Raw genomic sequence first — 20201 nt, forward strand, 5'->3', positions numbered from 1 at the left:
TAATTTAAGTTATAAACTTAAATTAGGTAGGCCACGAGTTGCGCTGCGCCAAACTCGCGGCAGCTATTATTTAAACCAGATTGTTTGCGTAAAAGCACCATCGGTAGCAGCATCCCAAACTTCCAGGCGTGCCCATTTGCGGCCTTTCATGTTTTCGGTTATCGTGAATAACTGATCACCAAAAGCTTTGGTGTTATCAAGGTTGACGCGTTTGCGGTAAACCTGCTTACCATCGCCGGAAATAATTTCAGCAAAATTGAGGGGAAAGGTCCAGCCAACTTTAAAGTTAATATTGCATTGTCCGTTTGCCGGCAGCGTCATAATTTCGCTGGATGAATGGTTGTTGATCTTAAAATCAGCTATCAAAACCTCGCCCGTGGTTGAAAAGAATTTGCCTTGCTGCAATACATCCAAAACCGGTTGCCAGCCAGCTTTGAATTCAGGCTGTTTATCAAGCTTCAGGTAATTGATATTCATATGGGCGTACATTTCGTTTTCCGGTTCGATGCTGAACAAATCGGCTTCCGACAGTACTTTTTTATGCAGGCCCCAATTGTTCATATCGTCCATCAAATCAAACGCGCGTTTACCTAACCGCTCCTGCGAAAGATCGGCGGGCAGGGCTTTCCACGCTGCCCCTAAAAATCTGTCGGACAGGTAAAAATCTTCTGTTTTGTAAGCGTCCGGGAAACCGGTAGAGCCTTTGGTACGGGCATGGGCGGTCCAGGCCAAACCGTTTTCGGCTTTAAGCAGGGCAAGCATATCGTTTTTATCGCCAATGTGATAGATCTTGCCATGTTCGGCATCCGATGTTACAAACGGTGTGCCCGGTTTACGTGCCATAATCCAGTAAACCGGCTTTGGGAAAAATTCCAGCCAGTGCCCGCCAAAAAATTCGTTAGGCTCCTCGCCCGGTAACAGCAAAAAATTTGAGTTGGATAAGCGGCTGCATTGTTCAAATAAGGTTTTCAGTTCCAGTAAGCGTTGCTCATCCGGTCCCTTGGGGTGCGCGGTATAATGAAACTCGGCCAGGTGAACAATATTAACGCCTAACCTTTTAAACACTTTCACAAAAGTAGGGCTATCGGGCACGGGCTTGCCCTTGAGTACCACGCTCATAATAAACTCGTTGTGAAAATGGCTTGCCATGGTTTTGTACCCCGGCAGCGGTTTATAACTATCACTATGAGTAAACCGCTTTACATTACTTAGTAACGCAGGTACAGCGCCGGTACCCAACAGGCAGAAAAAATTCAAGCGTTGTCTTGTTCCCGGCGGAGCGTTAAACCAGGGTACATAGCGGTTATCGCCATTTAACTCCTGCCTTATACCTAAACCGTAGCCGTCAAGCACCTGCCGGTAGTTATTACCGTACCAAATAAATTTTAGGTTAAAGGCCTCATCCAACGGATAAAAGTATTGGTGCGGTGCGGGGAATACCGCGATGCTGCCGTGGTTATTAGTACCGATAATAGTACGGTATTTTACGGCGATGTTTTTGGCGGTATCCGGTTGGGTTATGTTATCAGTTTGTATGTGCTCGTATACATCGCTATAACTTACACTTTTCACCGGCTGCTGCCTGCTCACCAGGCCCGCATCATACAATATCGCCGTCGAATCTTTTTGGGTTGACACCACCGCGGCTATGTTGAACAGTGGCTGACCGTCGTATAATGTGATCTGCAGGTCGCCTTTAAAATTAGGGGCTTCTATCCCACTCATGGTAATCACAGTTCGCGAACCAGAGCTGCTTACGTTAATGTCCTTTTTATGAAACCCAACTTTGTATGATTGATGAGGCTTAAGCGGCACTTTATCAAAAAATATGTTCCAGCCGTTTTGGGAGATCAGGTCGCGCTTACCCTCGGTAAGGATAAACTGCGGATCGACGTTTTCGATGATAGTTTGGTAAGTGCCGTTTTTGCTCAGACTGATATTGCTAAACAATGGTTCGCCGTTTTTTAAATTCAATACCAATTGCCCCCTGGTGCTTATGCCAGCCGGCCAGGTGATAGTGAATTTTGTATCTTTTACGCTGGCCTCTACACCTGCTTTTGTATTGAATTTTTTCCAGGTGACAATCGTTTGTCCTAAACTCCTGTTAATGATTCCTAAAATCAAAAACAGAGTAAAAATAGCTGTTAGAGATCCGAAATGCCTGCTCATTGTCATTCAATTTTTGTTTTAACTTCTGGCCATCTAATTCTAATATGCAGATATACGGATTATCAATCATGCCTTAATCTGCACATCTGAAATCCGCATATCTGCACATCTGGAATACTTACTTCCCTCTTCCTGTCAGACTTTTAATCAAATCAGTTTCTTCTGATTTATAAGGCGTGCCATCTTTATGAAAAATATCATGGAACCATAATTTAGGTTGGCTACCATCCGGCATTGGGGTATCCCAGGCGTAAATGGTATTGGTTTTACCGGTTACAAAGCCCCAGTTAATAGCGCCAACATTTTCTTTTTTCAGCATAGGTAATACGGTTGCGAACGTGCTGTTACGCGGACGCGCCATGTACTCCGTACAAATCAACGGGCGACCTGTTATTTTCAGAAACTGAACCGTTTTTAAATGATCTGCAACCGGTGAATAATCATGATAAGTAATCACATCTGAGTTTGCTGCCTGGAAACGGTTAAGATCTTCCAGGTTCCAATCCCATAACCCTGCACTTACCGGTTGACTTGGATCAACTTCCTTAGCCCATTTAAAGGTATTTTTTAACAATGGTAACGATTTATTGCCTTTGCCCGAGTTACCTGGCTCGTTATATAAATCCCATAACAATACACGTTTATCAGCTTTAAAACGGGTTAATACATCCTTTACATATTTTTGCAGCACAGGTGAGTTAGCCATTTCTTCAGATGCAGGCTGACCAGGATCTTGCATCCAGCCCGAATTGTGTATCCCTGGTTTAGGCTCGGGTTGTTTACCTGTTTTAGGTACTTTGTTCCAGCAATCGTCAAAAAACACAAACATGGTTTTGATGCCGTGTTTGCTGGATATAGCCAGGTATTGATCCATACGTTTTTTAAAACCTTCCGGATCCTGCTGCCAGGCCAGGTGATGTAAAAATACCCGCATCACATTCATGCCAATGCCTTGTGCATAGCCAAGTTCGGTATCAATAGTTTTGGGATCAAAGGTATCGGCCTGCCACATTTCCAACTGGTTGATAGCGGTGCTTGGTATAAAATCGGCTCCAACAAGCCATTGATTTTGGGCATACCAGGTTTTCGCTTTTTCCTGGCTCCATACTTTGGCAGGTGTTTTTTGCTGTGCAGCCAGCTTCATGCTCAATGGCATCAAACAGGCCACGGCTAATATTTTAAGTTTTGTTCGCATGTATAAGTGTTTAATAGTTTAATTCAATTTTTAGGTTTTAAATGTCCTTTTATCATCCATATGGCACTGCTGCCATAAGCATCCGTGGATGTTAGCGCGATTATGGTGTCATCATCAAGTACACACAGCGAATTCCACAAACCATGTTTATTTACAGGAACAATAAAGGGCTGACTTGCATTTATAAAATCCCGGCCCTTGTTATTGCCAATGGCCACTTGCATGCAAGCCAGCTCCCAATTGCTACCGCGGTTTTGAGTGCTTTGGTACGATAGTAAAGTTTGGTCATTATGTAGTTGGCTTAAGTAGGGCGCACCGGCGTAAACCGTATCCGGCAGCCGGGGTACCAGCGCGTAATTACGTTCCACATCATTGGGGCCAACTGTTTTTTGCCAGTTTTGATTAAAGCTGTTACGAATGACGGATGGTTTAAACTGCCCGCCTGCGTTATCTTCAATGGAATACAATATATCAGTTGTTCCTGCAAGGATGATCGGCACGGGCATACCGTCACGATGCCCTGGAGTAAACGATGTTATTTGTGGTTTTGATGTCCAGGTTAAACCGCCATCTTTTGATCTGAAAACAGAGATATTCTGCTCATTGCTATGCACATAGACGCTCTCATCAGAATAGAACAACTGGATCTCGCCAGATGGCAGCTGTATTTGCGCCGGTTCCCAGCAGCCGTTTTCAAACCTGTAGTCTGCCTCATATATCAGGCGTTCATCTTTCCAAGTTTTGCCTCTGTCATAACTTTTTTTAGTGACGATAGCGAAACGTTTAGTAGTATCCCATGCCCCATTTATTTTATGCGGACGAGGATTATACGACACCAGTAAAGAATGATCCTTAAGTTCCAATATCCCGGGCACCGCCATATTAACACCCGGCGTCGACGCGGCTACGGTAATTGGTGCAAGCCAGTTTTTTCCTAAATCGGTGCTGGTAGTGCATTGTATACTGCCGCGGTTTTCATAAACACAAAGCAAATTGCCGTTATGCAATTGTATCATACGCGCGTATTCGCCACCACCCGCAGAAACCTGTTTTAAAGACGACTGATCCCAAAGAATATCAGCCGGAGAACCTGCTTTTACAGGGGCATTTTTTTGCGCACGGACAAGTAAGGGTACCATTACCGCCGCACAAAATAGCCACACAACTTGCTTCATCATCCGTGTTCTCAGTTTAAAATATCATCAAGCCAAAAGTTAAATGGCTTATCCCTGTCACAAACTAATGCACCATCGGCAAACTCCAGCTCGGCGGCGTGGATGGATGTGCGTTTGGTGCTGTAGGAATAGGCCCCGTCTTTATCCAGGCCACCATCATCGCCGTGGGTTTTGCGGCCCGGGTGGGTAAAGTAAATGATATAGGCGTGGTCGCCGCTCACTACTACATCTGCATGCGCGCCGGTTGGTGTATCTTCGTTACGGTGGCCGGGTTTATCCAATACTAATCCCTGGTGTTCCCAGGTTTGAGCATCTTTTGAGCGGTAAACCCGCTGCCCTTGCCACTCATCTGTGATCATCCAGTAATAGTTTTTAAACCAAAAGATCTTTGGCCCTTCGTGCGGACGTCCGCCTATGGCTGGTTTATCATCAACTTTCCAGTTAACCAGGTCGGTACTTTGGGCAGTCATGGTGATACTGTTCAGTTTTTGATCTTTATACCACATGTGCCATTTACCATCGGGCAGTTTAATTAATGTTGGGTCAATGATATTATGCTCTGGTAAGTTTAAAAGACCTTCGTAATTCCAATCCCACAGGTTTTTATTGGCATAATGCACCAGGTGCGAGTCGCCGCCCCATTGGCTGTATACACCCCTGATGTAAACTACAAACATGTGATATAAGCCATTTTCATAAACCACATCGGGTGCCCAAAAGGTATTTTGGCCTTGCTCATGTTCCAGGTTAAGTGCTCCTTTATATACCCAGCTATGCCCGTGATCTTTTGAAACCGCAACGCCTATAGCGGTACCATAACAAAAGGCCACGCCAGGCGATTGTACGTTGGCCCTGCGTTGGGTGTACAGCATTGTCCACTCCTTTTGGCCGCGATTATACACCAATACCGGGTCGGCGGCACCGTCGTAAATCGGGTCGCGGTAAAGCGGCGAGGGCGGCTGTTGGGTTATAGCTTCTGCTTTGGGTTGAGCTGCCACACCTAAGCACAACATCATCAAACTAAAAACAATATTTATTATCCTTTTCAAATTCATCAATTTTTATTCAGGGAGCATTTAAACTGCCGTGTTGCGGTGTTGTGTTGCGCAACAAGTGAAACAGCACTAAAACACAACAAACTAACAATCATCACATTACGAATTGTCATATTTTACAAATCGCAACAGCAGCTGTTATTTATTCAAATACGATAACCTATTCCGCTACCGGGAACGATGAGATCCTTAACCTTGCGCCGCCCATAGGCACCAGTGTTAAATTGGCAAGCGGTGCTTCGGTTTTAACGGGGCTTTGGGGCAGTATACCACAAAGACCATATTGATCAATCGTCCATCCCGGAATTTGTTTCCCTTTTGCTTTCAATTCTATCGGCGCGCCGGCATTGGTAAACGGATTATTATCCTTTGGCCACGCGCGACGGATCACCTCGATAGATTTTTCGGGATGTTCCTTATCTATCACCAAACCATAGTTCCAGTTGGATGCCGCATGAATTTCATACGACGGCCACTTTTGCGGATCGGCGGTTGCCTGCCAGTGCGAATCGCCCTGGGTGGTAGTTCGGCTATCTTCCTTGGTATATTTCTCGTCAATTTTTAGCGAATAAGTTAGTGGACCATAGTTTACACTCACACTATTCTTATTTTGTTCCCACTCGCGCACCTTTAATTGCATAGGTAAATGCAGGGTTATCTTATCGCCGTTTTTCCAGCTTTTAGCCAGTTTAATGTAATCGCCGGTAGCAGTATTCAATTTAACAGCTATGCCGTTAACTTTTACAGACGCATCCTTACACCATGCTGGTATGCGTAAATACAGCGGGAAAGCCACAGTTTTTGAGGTGTTAACCACAAAGCTGATCTGATCCTGGAAGGGATACCGGGTTGTTTCTACTATACTTACTGCCGAACCAGTGCCAACTTTGGCAGATACTTGTCCTTGTGTATATAATTGTGCTGCAAGGCCATTATCCGGGGTAGCCATCCAGCTGTTCTCGGCATAGTAAACCCAGCCGGCGGCATGGTTATGCTGGCAGCAACGGCTGCTAAACGGGTTCATCATTAAAAACGGACCTTCATTGGCTATACCGGGGCTATGGTTTTTACCATCGCTTACCACCATATTGGGCGCTGTTAAATACCTCAACGAGCGATAATCGGGCATAAAGGCTGCCGAGAATGTATTGAATGCCACATCCTCACAGTTTTCGGCCCAAAGGCGGTCGCCGGTATCGCCTAATAGTAATTGATCTGAGGTCATTTGTTCAACCATACCACAAGTTTCTACAGCCTGGCGCGGATCATCATAACCTTTACGGGCGTTTTCATCGGCACCAAACATACCACCCGGCACCTGGCCATAAACTTTACGGATCAGGTTAAAATCGTTATAAGTAGCAGCCAGATCTTTGGGATCATGGCTTTGCAGGTAAAACGTAGCGGGCTCTCTAAAACATTGGGCAACGTTTACGTTGTGCCAGTTAGGCAGGTTATTAGCCTGCCGCCAATTAGCCGTGTTTTTATCCAGTTTGGCGGCCAAATCAAGCAAAAACTTATCGCCGGTACGGTTGTACAACCAGTAAACGCTCAGCATGTTATCACCGCCGCGGCTGTTTTCCCAATAATCTTCTAAGAATTTATCATCAGGCACAGAAAGCTCATACCTGAAATATTTAGTCATGAAGGGGATTACCCTTGGGTCTTTTGAATACTCGTAGTACGATTGCAGGCACCACAGCATTGGCATATTAGTCCACAAATCGCGGTTACCTTTGTTGGTACGGGCCGGACCAAAATCGCCGTTATCGCGTTGGTTATTCAGCACCGCGTCAATCCAAAATTTTGCTTCTTTGATGATCTTTTGATCGCCCAGCATATAGCCAATATTGGCATAGCCTTTAAGCCAGTAAGGCAGTTCTTCCCAGCCGTATTCGCCGGTGCCTTCTTTATTTAACCAGGCGTTGTTGGTTTTAGATAACCATACGCTAATCTCGCCCAGGTTGCCTGTAAGACCATCGCGTTGCAATTCCAGGGCTTTTTTTAACCAGCCACCGGCTTTTATGCTGCCGATAGGTAATTTTTCAAAGTACTCGCGTTGTAAAGGTGCACGGTTATTAATGTAATTAGCATTTAAGGGCTGATTGTTAACCTTTGTAACCGTTGACGCTTTTACTACCTGCGCCGATGCTACGTAAACACCACAACATACCAGCGCCGCTGTTAAATAAATACCTTTCCCTATCCTATTCAAATTATTCATCATGTTAAAAATTTAGCCTCACCCTGCCCTCTCCAAAGGGCTACCGTGTGTACACTTCTTTTGAAACGGTTTTCTTAAACAAAAAACGTTGTCATTTCGAACCCTTGAAGGGTTGGATTTTGCAGGGCAAGGGTGAGAAACCTTATACAAGCGACAGGCAACGTTTGCTCGTCGCTTGTATAAGATTTCTCTTTCGCCCCCGCTCATACTCTACCTTCGCTCTATCGAAATGACATCTTGTTTAATTAAAAAGATGTGTACACACAGTAGCTCCCCTGGAAAGGGTTCTTAAAAATATTGAATTGTAAATTAAAGTCCTCTCCTTTGGAGAGGATTTAGGTGAGGCGGTTATTATTTTACTAACGCCTCGTTATACAGTTTCACATTCTCCTTATGTAACAATTCCACAGGCATTTTAATCACTTTACGATCATAGGTCATAAAGCCGTTTACCTCGCCTTCCACATCGGTAGTTTGAGTATAAACCGCGGCTGATAAACCTACTTTGATCAGTTCCTGCAATCTATCGGTAAAAGTGGTGTAGCGTTTCAGCAAGTCTTCGCCGTTTTTAAAATTCTGGTAGCCCCAGTTTTTGTTGGCTTGCCAGGTATGGCCATCAACAGGCCAGCCTAAACCGCCAAACTCACCTAAAACAACTGCTTTGGTTTTACCAAATATCTCTGGCCGCGGCATAGCCGGGTGCGGGTAGTTATGCAGATCGACAATGTTACCGGTATCATAAAAATTACCTCCGCTGGCGCTATTCACCAGTCTTGAGGGGTCTTTTTTCATTGTCCACTCCGTGATCTCTACCGTTTTAAACTGGCCCCAGGCTTCGTTAAATGGTGTCCATACCACAATGCACGGATAGTTATATAATGAGTTGATGATGGCATTCCATTCCTTACGGTAATATCCTTCAGACTCGGGAGTACGCTGTTGATCGGTAGCTTTATCCAAAACACCGGGGCGATTTTCCCAATGGTTGCCCAAATCGCCGCTTGGCATATCCTGCCAAAGCAGCATTCCTGTTTTATCGCAATAATTATAGTAACGGGCAGGCTCAACTTTGATGTGCTTACGGATCATATTAAAACCCATCGCCTTCAGCTCATCTATATCATACGCCATAGCTTCATAGGTTGGCGGGGTGTACAAGCCATCGGGCCACCAGCCCTGGTCAAGCGGACCGTATTCAAACACAAATTTGTTATTTAATAACATACGTTGTATGCCGTTTGCATCGGGACCAAGCGAAATTTTGCGCATGGCAAAGTAGCTTTTCACTACATCAACAGGTTTACTGTTGCGCAATACAGTTATTTCCAGGTCATAAAGAAAAGGGTCTGTTGTCGACCATAGTTTCTCATCTTTGATGTTTAAAACCGCGGTTCCGGTGGCATCAATCGTTTTTTCGTCAACCTGGGTTTTGCCATCCCAGGCGGTGATCATTAATTTATCGCCAGGCTGGCTATTGCTAACTTCGGCCGAAACCGTAAGTGTATGATCATCGATATTGGGTGTTTGTTTGGTAGCTTCAATATGTGTTTTGGCAACACTTTCCAGCCAAACGGTTTGCCATATGCCGGTTACAGGTGTATACCAGATCCCTTCGGGGCTTTTAACCTGTTTACCGCGTGGCTGCGGACCGTCATTTGTTGGGTCCCACACGCTCACTTTAATTTCTTGTTTTGCACCACCTTTTAAGTAAGGGGTGATATTGAATGTAAAAGGATCAAAGCCGCCTTCGTGTTTACCGGCGCTTACACCATTTACAAAAACCTCTGTACGCCAGTCAACAGCACCAAAGTGCAGCAGTATATCTTTACCTTTTAAGGTTTTGTTAAGGGTGATGGTGGTTTTATACCAAAGCATGCTATCCTTTCCCACTGTTTTACCAACGCCCGACAAGGCCGATTCGACAGCAAAAGGCACCAGGATCTTACCTGAATAGGCAGATGGTTCATTTTGATTTTTAGGCACAATGGCGTAACTCCAAAGACCATTTAAATTTTGCCAGTTACCCCTTACCAATTGTGGCCTTGGGTACTCGGGCAGTGGCGCTTTAGGGTCAACCTTGTCGGCCCATGGCGTAGTAATTCTTGTTTTGATAAGGTGCCAGTCGCTTTGTTGCGCATTGGCTGATAAGGATGCAGCAACAAAAACTGCCAGGCAAAAATTTAGTTTTTTCATTCGTTTAGTAAGCAATCAATAATGGGCAATATAAAATTAATAGAAGGGAGCAGGGAGAAAAAAGGGGCCATACCACCACAGCATGGCCCCAACCAATTATTAACTTAGAAGGTCACTTTAACCAGCGGCGAGAATATCATATCCTCTACCCCGGCTATTCTGATACCCACACGGGCATAAACATAGTTTTGTGTAATAGCAAACGTTGGTTTTGCAACGCTTAAGGAAACGCTCGACATATTGGTGATTGCCGAACCATCCAGATCAACTTCGGCGGCATGATCCGCAGGTGATACAAACTGGGTTTTGTTTACAAACAAACTTACAGTTTGTATGTTTTTTGCGGTAGCATCGGTAATGATCTTTTGGATACCAAATGTTGCAGCAATATTACTGCCCGACGCTGTTATTGCCTGGTTGGTGATCATGTAATAAGGAGTTACCTCGATATTTACAGTTTGATCACCCGTAAGCGCGATTGCGATGGTATCCCTGCCACCAGATGGAAGCTCTTTCCATTGAAATGGGCCCTGGCCGCCCGGTATGGTAAATTTATAATTACCGTTAAACGTTAAAACCGAATAGTTTCCCTCCTGGTCAAACGTACCGGTTATAGGCGAGTTGCCAGCGTAACCTGTTTGGTACAACCTGAAAGGCACCTGGTTATATTCAACACCAATGGGCGTTCCCTTATACATTAGCTGGCCTTTTAATGTAATTGACGGCGGTTTAATATTATCCAGCTTACTGCAAGACGAACCTGCAAGCATGGCGGCCAATATAATGATGTAATGAAATTTGATTTTCATGTGATTCAATTTTTTATTAAACTTATTGATTTGGTTGCCTTACAATTTTAGGGTTGGCTGTTATTATTCCATCGTTGATCTGTGAATAATAATTTCCTAATCTAAAATTAAGTACACCAGTTACGTTTGATGGTAATACTTCTTTAAATACCCATTTACCATTATTAGCATTACCCGGGTTGTAGTATTTGTAAGGGTATAAGCCCCATGGCTGTGTATTCCTTTTTGTTGCAGAAGCAAGATTGCTGGTTAAATCGGCTAATGATTCGGTGTTACCATCCCACACCTTGGTTGCAATTCTCCAGCGTTTCATATCAAACAGGTTAAGGCCTTCAAATGAAAGTTCGGCGCGGCGTTCATGCACAATACGATCAAAATAGTTAGCACCTGTTAGTACCAAAGGTGTAGTAAGGCCTGCTCTTGAACGTACCTGGTTAATATAGGTGGTTGCTGTTGCATAATCGCCTAATTCGGCAGATGCTTCAGCAGCATTCAGCAATACTTCGGCAAAACGGTAACGGATAAAGTTTACATCGCTACCACGGCCCCTACGGCCAGATCCTGTTGTTGGATCGATGTATTTGCGGATATAAAAACCTGTTTGTGTACGCAATGGCTCACCGGTTGGTGTTGGCCCATCTTTACCAACTACCTGCACAGGTATGGTAGTTCCGGGTAAAGCAGCCAGGTGGGTTGCATCATCACTTGATAAAATTGAGCCATCGGCTAAAAGATAACCACCCCAAATATCAATAAAAGCTGTTTTAAAGAAAGAATGTGGCAGCATTACTGTACCACCCAAACGGGCATCACGGCCTGCAAAAGGATCCTGCTGATCTGCATAATAAATAGGATTACCCGCTCCATCTTTTGTAGGGATAGGCGCAAATGTATTGTCCAATTTTTCAAAAGACTGTACCAGGTTCAAAGAAGGGTCTAAACGACCGGCATCTGAAGCTTCGTCTGATACCGAGTAAGGTTGATCGCTGGTTGTAAAACCATGAGTTTTACCGGCAAGCGCCTTAAAATCCTCAACCCAGATAGACTCCTGGTTAACAGAGCTTTTATCAAGGAAGATAGCTGCAAAGTTATCTGAAAGATCGGGTAACACTTTGTACAGTTTATAAGCACCTGCACCACCGTTAATAATGGCTTGCGCCGCAGTAAGTGCTTTAGTATAATAACCAGCTGCCATGCTTGCAGGGATACCAACTTCGCCACCGGTTAAAGAAACCTGGGGAGTAGTTGCACCATATTTGGCAATTGAGCCAGCATAAAGCGCGGCACGGGCTTCCATAGCAAGTGCGGCCGCCTGGGTGGCCCTTGATTTTTCACTCGGATCTGCCGGTAATGAACCTTTAATAGCTTCAGCCTCGCTGATCACAAAATCATAGATATCTGATTCTTTTGCACGTGGAATTTGTAAACCTACTACGTTACCACTATTATCATAGGTTAATGTTTTAGTAATAAGCGGCACGCCACCCATCCTTTTAACCATTTCAAAATAATAGTTGGCACGTAAAAAACGTCCTTCGGCCAAAAACCTGGCTTTATCGGCCGCAAGTAATTGGGTTGATGCGTTTAGGTTATCGATAAAAAGGTTAAGGTCACGAATGTAACCGTAGTCCCATATCGACCATGTGCCATAATCCCAGTTACGGTTTTGAACTATAAAATATGATCCGTTATCTGATGGGAACGATTCGCCAAAATCGGCAAACGTTGCCCAACCATCGTCAAGGCTTGAAAAATCTTTCTGCCTGTTATACAAATCGCCTATTACCGATAATACCAGCGCAGGATCTGAAAAGGCCGTTTGCGTTGTAATTACCGATTTGGGCGGAACGTTTAAAAAATCACTATCCTTTTTGCATGATCCCGTACTTAGCAGAACCGCAAAACCCATTATTCCTAATATCTTTTTCATGAATATCTGACTTAAAATTTTTATTAAAAGGTTAAGTTAACTCCGAAGTTATAAACCCTGTTTTGCGGAGTTTGTAAACCGTTGTCGTCCGCAGTTTCCGGATCAACACCATACTGATGCAGATTATCAATTGAAAACAAGTTATACACGTTAGCATAAAACCTTGCTCTTTTAATTTTAACCTTTGATAGCAATGATGTTGGAAGTGAGTAACCTAACTCTATTGTTCTGGCCCTTATGTATTTCACGTTGTGCAACCAGAATGTTGAATTCACGTTGTAATCATAGTGGTTGGTTCCTATGTTATTCCTGTTTACAGGGTATTTACCCGGAATCCATGTGCTGTTCAAGTCTGTAGGATTACTTAAGTGCCAGCTATCGTTAAAAATAGTGTTTAAGTTACCGTTGTTCTGGAAAGCCCATCTCGACTCATAGTTTTGGTTCCATGAATAACCAGATGCACCAGAGAAATCGGCATGGAAATCGAAGCCTTTATAAGCAGCACCCAAAGTTAAACCAAAGTTAATGTTAGGCTGTGCACCTAAGCCGTAGCCAATAGGGCGCGAGTCATTGGCGTCAATTTTACCGTCGCCATTAACGTCTTTGTAAATCAAATCGCCAGGTAAAACACTGCTGTTTCCTTTTCCATCCTCATTTACTTTGTAGGCATTGATTTGTGCAATTGACTGGAACTGACCGATAACTTCGTAGCCCCATGTTTCATTCGCGGTTCTGTTAACCTGAGAATTTGAATACTCATCTAACGAGTTGCTGAAAGGGTTGCTTTTGTTAATGATGGTCTTTTTACGACTGTAAGAAAAGTTACCGCCTACGTTATAGCTTACATCACCTACTTTGTTAAAATAAGCCAATGAAATTTCTCCACCACGTTGCTGATCGCTGTTTTCATTGATACTTGGTAAACTATAACCTGTTTCCTGCGGCAACACTACGGCGTAGTTTGTGCCCACCAACCCGGTACGTGCCCTGTTGAAATAATCAACCGTACCTGTTAAATGGCTGTTAAGGAAACTGAAATCGGCACCAATATCAAGGATCTTACTTTTTAACCAGGAAACCGTGTTAACCGGCACACCTTTGTTTTGAGATGTAGAAACTGCGTTTCCATCAAGTATTGCAATGTTACCTGCCGCACCTGTATTGTAGTTATAACCAGACAGGTAACCATATGGAGCTGTGATTGGATTATTGGGATTATTAGGATCCCTATCATCACCTAAAACACCGTATGAACCTCTGAATTTCAAATCATTAAGCACACTATTATCGCCTAATAAATTCTTCATGAAGCCCTCCTGTGTAATTCTCCATCCAACTGAACCACCTGGAAAATAACCTACACGGTGAGCCGGGTCAAACAGATAAGATGCGTCCCTTCTGGCAGATCCCTCAAAATAGTATTTGTTATCGTAGTTGTAATTTAAACGCGCTACGTAACCTATACGTGCTTCAGAGTCATCGCTATCCTGGTAAGTATCTACCGTTGGTAAATAAATTAACGGCAGGTTGTTTGAAATAGGACTTGCATGCAGCCAGTTCCTCAAGTGCTCCAGGTGGGTACGTTCTGCAACAAAAGTACCACCAACGGTGCTTTTGCCAAAGGTATTGTTATAGCTTAACTGGAATTGGGTTGTAGTGTTCAATTCTTTACGTTGCTCACGCTCTCTCCATGGATTGGTTACCGCGTGGGTGATATCGTAATTTTTGGTGGTTTGGTTATAAGTATAAGCGTTGTAAGTATACTCGTGGTTGTTTAAAAGCTCATCGGCTATATAATACGAGTAATCATACTTTGCTACCAAACCTTTTAAGAATGGAGCTGCGTATTCAACACCAAAGTTGGTTTGTAATACTCTCCAGTCCTGGTGATAAACACCAGATAGTTTATCATTTAAGAAAGCGTAGTTGGCTTCGGTATGCGGACCGTTATCCCTTAAATAAGCAGGGTTATCATTGGCATAAGGCCTATCCAACGGTGTATTTTCAAGGATACCTAATTTAGCCAGAAAGTAATCGTCGCCCCCCGGTACACCTGGGTTTTCACGGGTTTCAATACGACCGTTGATGTTCATGCTAACGGAAAGACCAGATGCAACCCTTGCCTTTACATTTGATTGAATGTTCGTTCTCCTGAAATAATACTCAGAACCAGCCTGGTCGTTCTGGTACAAAGTGGTACCGGCAACGTAGTAAGTAACTCTGTCATTACCGCCTGTCATATCAGCGTGGAACGAGTTTAAAGGCGCACCGTTATTTGCCAAAACAAATGGCTTCCAGTTAAAGCTTTGGTAACCAGGTTCGGTACCTGCTTTATACTTTGCCAATTCGGCATCGGTAATAGAGGTACTACCATTGGTTACTACCTGCGCCGCCTGTAAAGCCTTCATATAATCATATGAGTTGGTCAATACATTCGGGAACCTGTCCCAATATTGGAAACCTAAGTAAGAATCAACGTTGATCCTGCTTTCGCCCGATCCTTTTTTTGTGGTTACTACCACAACACCATTACCCGCACGTACACCGTAAATAGCTGCCGACGCGTCTTTCAACACGGTAACGCTCTCCACATCATTTGGTGCAAGGTTGTTAAACTGGCCTTCATCCTGCTGGATCCCGTCAATTACATACAACGGTGTACCCATGTTACGAATCTGGATGCTGGCGCTTGCTCCCGGCCGGCCTTCTGCCTGCCTGAAAGTTACACCCGGAATTTTACCCGCCAAACCTGTACTTACCGTTGAGCCGCCGTGTACACGGCCAAGGTCTTTACTGGTAACGCTTGAGATTGCGCCCGTAATTGATTCCTTTTTTTGCGAGCCGTAACCCGTAACAACAACTTCCTGCAAAGCCGAGTTACTTGATTTTAAACGCACCCTAATGTTGGTTTGTCCGTTTAACGGATATTCTAATGCATTAAAGCCAATGTAGGTAAATACCAAAACGCTGTTTGCATCAGGTACTGTAATACTAAAATTACCTTTCACATCAGTTGTTGTACCCCCTTGTGTACCGCGCACCCTGATAGCAACGCCGGTGAGTACCTCGCCGGTGGTATCAGAAACGGTACCATTTACTTTCACCTGTGCCGCTGCATCAAATGAAATAAAAAGGCACGTCATGATAGAAAATAAGATTAGTGTTACTTTTTGGCTCCATTTACTGGGTGGCCACTGCATACGGGTGAGCCCCCCATGCCTGAGTAGTAAAAATTTTCTCATAAAATGAATTTATTATTGGTTAATTGTTTCGTGATTTAAAAATGTAGAATTGACATATTTAAATCACGATGTAAAGAAAGAGGATTTCGGGGGCTCCTAATTAACCAAATCATATCAATAATTAGTCAAAAAGTATCATTTTTGATTGAGACGAAAACGCCGTTCAGGAATGGCTATATTTGTTTAAGCGAATCATTTTGAGACCGATATACTTAATTATTTCACTATTTATTTTCCCATGTGCCATCTGTAATGCGCAGCCTTATTATTTCAGGCATTACCAGGTAGAGCAAGGCTTATCCAATAATACCGTTTACTGTAGTTTACAGGATAAACAGGGCTTTTTATGGTTTGGCACGCGGGATGGCCTCAATCGTTTTGATGGTTACACCTTTAGGGTTTTCAGGCATAACCCAAAAAACAGCAAAAGTATATGCAACAATATGGTGCACGCCCTGGCACTTGATCATGACGGCAATATTTGGGTCGGAACCGATGAGGGGATTGATAAGTTTGACAGTGAAACCGAAAGTTTTTCGCACATTAACAATTCAAACAAAAACGGCGTAAGAGCAATAACTTTTGACCATTATAACAACTGCTGGTATGTTGCCGGTGCTTCGCTCATTAAATACAATCAAAAAACGCGTAAAATTATCGATTTTTATAACCAGCAGCACTTTGATGCCACTGGCATAACACAAAATAATGATGGTTATTTATGGGCATCATCGGCCGGCGGTACTATTGAGCGCATGGACACCGTTTACAACAGATTTAAAAGTTATAGCGTAGTTAACCACTCCAACTGGGCCCCCTCAACTTTTATTGAGAAGGTCTTTACAGCAAGCGCCGACAAAATATTTATCGCAACATCAAGCCAGGGTTTTAAAGTTTTTGACTGCATTAGCGGCACCTATACCGATGTACTTACCTACAACCCCAACAAAACCGGGGTGTATGTAAGGGATTTTACCAAATACAGCGACAATGAATTTTGGATAGCAACCGAATCAGGTATATTTATTTATGATGTGGTACATGGTACTTTTACAAATCTCAAAAAGAAATATAACGACCCCTACAGCATTTCTGATAATGCTGTATACACGCTATGGAGGGACGTTGAAGGCGGCATTTGGGCCGGCACCTATTTTGGCGGTGTAAACTATTACCCTAAACAATACTCAACCTTTAATAAATTCTATCCCGGCGATGAAAAAAACTCGTTGAAGGGAAATGTGGTGCGTGAGATCTGTAAAGACAACTACGGCAATCTTTGGATGGGCACCGAAGATAATGGCTTAAATAAACTGAGCGCCGATAAAAAAACGTGGACGCACTACCTTCCCGGCGGTAAAAACGATATCTCCAATACCAATATCCACGGACTGATAGCTGATGGCAAAAATCTGTTTATCGGCACTTTTGAACGCGGACTTGATATTATGGATATACCAAGCGGAAAAGTGGTAAAAGTTTACCTGGCCAATAAGCAAAGCCATTTAAAAAGCAACTTTGTTATTTGTTTTCGTAAAACACGCAATGGCAGCATCTATGCCGGGGCTACAAGAGGGTTTTATGTATACAATCCGGCAGCTAAAGACTTTACTATAATTAATAAAATACCTGAGTGGGATTTCATATACGATATCATTGAAGATCACACCGGGAAACTATGGATAGCTACTGTCCGCGATGGTATTTATACCTACGATCCTCAAAACAATGTAAGCACCCACGTACTGGATACATACCCCGTTAAGGATGCGCTTAAAGGTACTACCGTTAATGGCGCGTTTGAAGATAGTAATCACATATTGTGGTTTGCCACAGATGGTTTAGGTTTGTGGCGATATGATCCGGTAAATAAAAAGTTTAAATTTTTCGATCTTGATAACGGGATGCCCAGCAATTACGTTTTCAGGATGCTTGAAGACGACAACAAAAACCTTTGGATAAGTACTTCACGCGGATTGGTATGCTTTAATATAGTAACCAATGCCATCAAAGTTTATACAAAAGCTAATGGATTGCTAAGCGATCAGTTTAATTACAATTCGGCATTTAAGGACACCGATGGCACCATGTATTTTGGTTGCGTAAAGGGTATGGTGAGTTTTAAACCCTTAACATTTAGCATCAACAACTATGTAGCACCGGTATTTATCACCGGTTTCCAGGTGTATAACCAGGAAATCCTGGTAAAAGGTGCCGATTCATTACTGAACAAATCTATCATCTATACGTCTAAGATCTATTTAAATCATAACCAATCATCATTCAGTATCGACTTCGCGGCCCTAAGCTATCCTTCGCCCGAGATGACACAATATAAATATATGATGAAGGGGCTTGATAAAGGATGGACAGGCCTTAAGCGGAACCGTAAAGTATATTTTACACAGCTTCAGCCCGGTCATTATACCTTTATTGTAAAAGCGGCCAATAACAATGGCATCTGGACATCTAAAGAGACCACACTTGAAATTGAAATAGCCCCCCCGTTTTGGGAAAGTAACCTGGCTTATTTCATTTATTTGTTATTGATTGCCGGCGTAGTATATTATCTGCTAAGAGAATACCACAACCGGAACAGGTTAAAAAATAATCGCCTTATCGAAATTTTGGAAAGCGATAAGGAAAGGCAGATCTACAACGCCAAAATTGAGTTTTTCACCAACGTTGCCCACGAGATCCGCACGCCGCTTACGTTGATCAAAGGGCCTATGGAAAAGGTGATTAAAAGATCTGAGCACGTGCCGGATATTCAGAATAACCTGAAGATCATGGAGAAAAACACCAACAGGTTGCTCGATCTTACAAACCAATTATTGGATTTCAGGAGGACAGAGACCAATGGTTTCAGTCTCAATTTCGTTAAATCAGATATAGCAGAGCTACTTGCCGACATCTTTTTACGGTTTAAACCCATGGCCGAGCAACGAAACCAGAGTTATGTATTGCAAATGACCGATAAGTGTCTTTATGCTTATGTAGATATCGAGGCTTTTACCAAAATAGTCAGCAACCTGATCAACAACGCTATTAAATACGGAAATTCGGTTGTGGAGATTGAGTTGCAGAAAAGCGAACCGAACGATCATACTTTTACTATCGAGATAAGAAATAACGGCTACATTGTACCCTATGAAATGCGCGAAAAAATCTTTGAGCCTTTTTTCAGAATGAAAGAATCGGAGAAGCAGATAGGCACAGGCATAGGTCTTTCGCTGTCGCGATCATTGGCCGAATTGCATAAAGGATTGTTAGTGTTGAATAAATCTATTAACAATTTTAATATATTTAACTTAACATTGCCTATACACCAGGAAAAGGAGTTTGATCTTCACAGCACTCCCGACGATTACGAACCGATTGATACTGTTAAAGAGGAGAATTTTGATTTTATGAAACCGATTATACTTTTAGTGGATGACAATCCCGAGATATTGGATTTTATTGCCGATGACTTAAGTGATAAATATGCCATAATAAAAGCTTTTAACGGCCAGGAAGCATTGGATATGATTGAGATAGAAAACATCCAATTGATCATTAGCGATGTGATGATGCCAGGCATTGATGGGTTTGAGTTGTGTAAACGTATCAAAACAAATTTCGATTACAGCCATATCCCCATTATACTGCTCACTGCCAAAAATACGCTGCAAAGTAAAATTGAAGGCCTTGAAGTGGGTGCCGATGCCTATATTGAAAAACCATTTTCGCCCGAGCATTTACAGGTACAGATAGCCAACCTGCTTATCAATCGCAATAAAATAAAAGATCATTTTGCAAGTTCGCCGCTGGCCAATATTAAAACCATGGCCTACTCCAAGCCCGATGAAAGCTTTTTGGATAGGCTAAACGCGGTAATTAACCACAACATCCAAAACCCCGACCTGGATGTGGAACACATTGCCAACCTGATGAATATGAGCAAGCCAACGCTTTACCGCAAGGTGAAGGCCATATCAAACCTAAGTATCAACGAGTTGATCAATATAACCCGTTTAAAAGCAGCAGCTAAGCTTTTAGAGGATGGTGACTACAAGGTTTACGAAGTTGCAAACATGGTAGGTTACAGCTCACAATCGCACCTGGGGCGTAACTTTTTAAAACAGTTTGGCACCACCCCTACCGAGTATCAGCAAAACAAGAAAAATCAAAAGGTTAAGACATACTAAATTTGCAGCTTCTTAAAAT

At 43.1% G+C, this 20201-nt stretch carries 10 protein-coding genes; 1 reads left to right on the top strand and 9 read right to left on the bottom strand.

Annotated features, from left to right (window positions below; genetic code table 11):
* Window positions 1-66: 66 nt before the first annotated feature.
* The 9 genes from FHS10_RS22355 to FHS10_RS22395 form a co-directional block, all read right to left on the bottom strand.
* Window positions 67-2169: a CehA/McbA family metallohydrolase domain-containing protein gene (locus tag FHS10_RS22355; RefSeq protein ID WP_259095255.1), complete on the bottom strand. Its 2103-nt coding sequence runs from the start codon at window positions 2167-2169 to the stop codon at window positions 67-69.
* Window positions 2170-2287: 118 nt separating this feature from the next.
* Complete coding sequence (locus FHS10_RS22360) at window positions 2288-3364, bottom strand: cellulase family glycosylhydrolase (RefSeq protein WP_259095260.1); 1077 nt, start codon at window positions 3362-3364, stop codon at window positions 2288-2290.
* A gap of 23 nt (window positions 3365-3387) precedes the next feature.
* A complete protein-coding gene (locus tag FHS10_RS22365; RefSeq protein ID WP_259095262.1) occupies window positions 3388-4542 on the bottom strand; it encodes a sialidase family protein in 1155 nt (384 codons plus the stop codon).
* An 8-nt stretch (window positions 4543-4550) separates the two neighbouring features.
* Window positions 4551-5588 (bottom strand): glycoside hydrolase family protein, encoded by a 1038-nt coding sequence (locus FHS10_RS22370; RefSeq protein ID WP_259095272.1) that lies wholly within the window; start codon window positions 5586-5588, stop codon window positions 4551-4553.
* A 166-nt stretch (window positions 5589-5754) separates the two neighbouring features.
* A complete protein-coding gene (locus FHS10_RS22375; protein WP_259095275.1) occupies window positions 5755-7821 on the bottom strand; it encodes a beta-L-arabinofuranosidase domain-containing protein in 2067 nt (688 codons plus the stop codon).
* 348 nt (window positions 7822-8169) lie between these two features.
* Complete coding sequence (locus FHS10_RS22380) at window positions 8170-10011, bottom strand: glycoside hydrolase family 2 protein (RefSeq protein WP_259095277.1); 1842 nt, start codon at window positions 10009-10011, stop codon at window positions 8170-8172.
* A gap of 104 nt (window positions 10012-10115) precedes the next feature.
* Window positions 10116-10820, bottom strand: coding sequence for a DUF3823 domain-containing protein (locus FHS10_RS22385; protein ID WP_259095280.1), 705 nt, complete (start codon window positions 10818-10820; stop codon window positions 10116-10118).
* Between the two features lie 22 nt (window positions 10821-10842).
* Complete coding sequence (locus tag FHS10_RS22390) at window positions 10843-12750, bottom strand: RagB/SusD family nutrient uptake outer membrane protein (protein ID WP_259095283.1); 1908 nt, start codon at window positions 12748-12750, stop codon at window positions 10843-10845.
* Between the two features lie 23 nt (window positions 12751-12773).
* The gene (locus FHS10_RS22395; RefSeq protein ID WP_259095285.1) at window positions 12774-15992 is read right to left on the bottom strand and encodes a SusC/RagA family TonB-linked outer membrane protein; all 3219 of its coding nucleotides are present in this window, start codon (window positions 15990-15992) and stop codon (window positions 12774-12776) included.
* A gap of 197 nt (window positions 15993-16189) precedes the next feature.
* On the opposite strand from FHS10_RS22395, the gene FHS10_RS22400 reads away from it, so the two are divergent.
* Window positions 16190-20182, top strand: coding sequence for a hybrid sensor histidine kinase/response regulator transcription factor (locus tag FHS10_RS22400; RefSeq protein WP_259095295.1), 3993 nt, complete (start codon window positions 16190-16192; stop codon window positions 20180-20182).
* Window positions 20183-20201: the final 19 nt, after the last annotated feature.

The organism is Mucilaginibacter dorajii (assembly GCF_024808255.1).
GTDB lineage: Bacteria > Bacteroidota > Bacteroidia > Sphingobacteriales > Sphingobacteriaceae > Mucilaginibacter > Mucilaginibacter dorajii.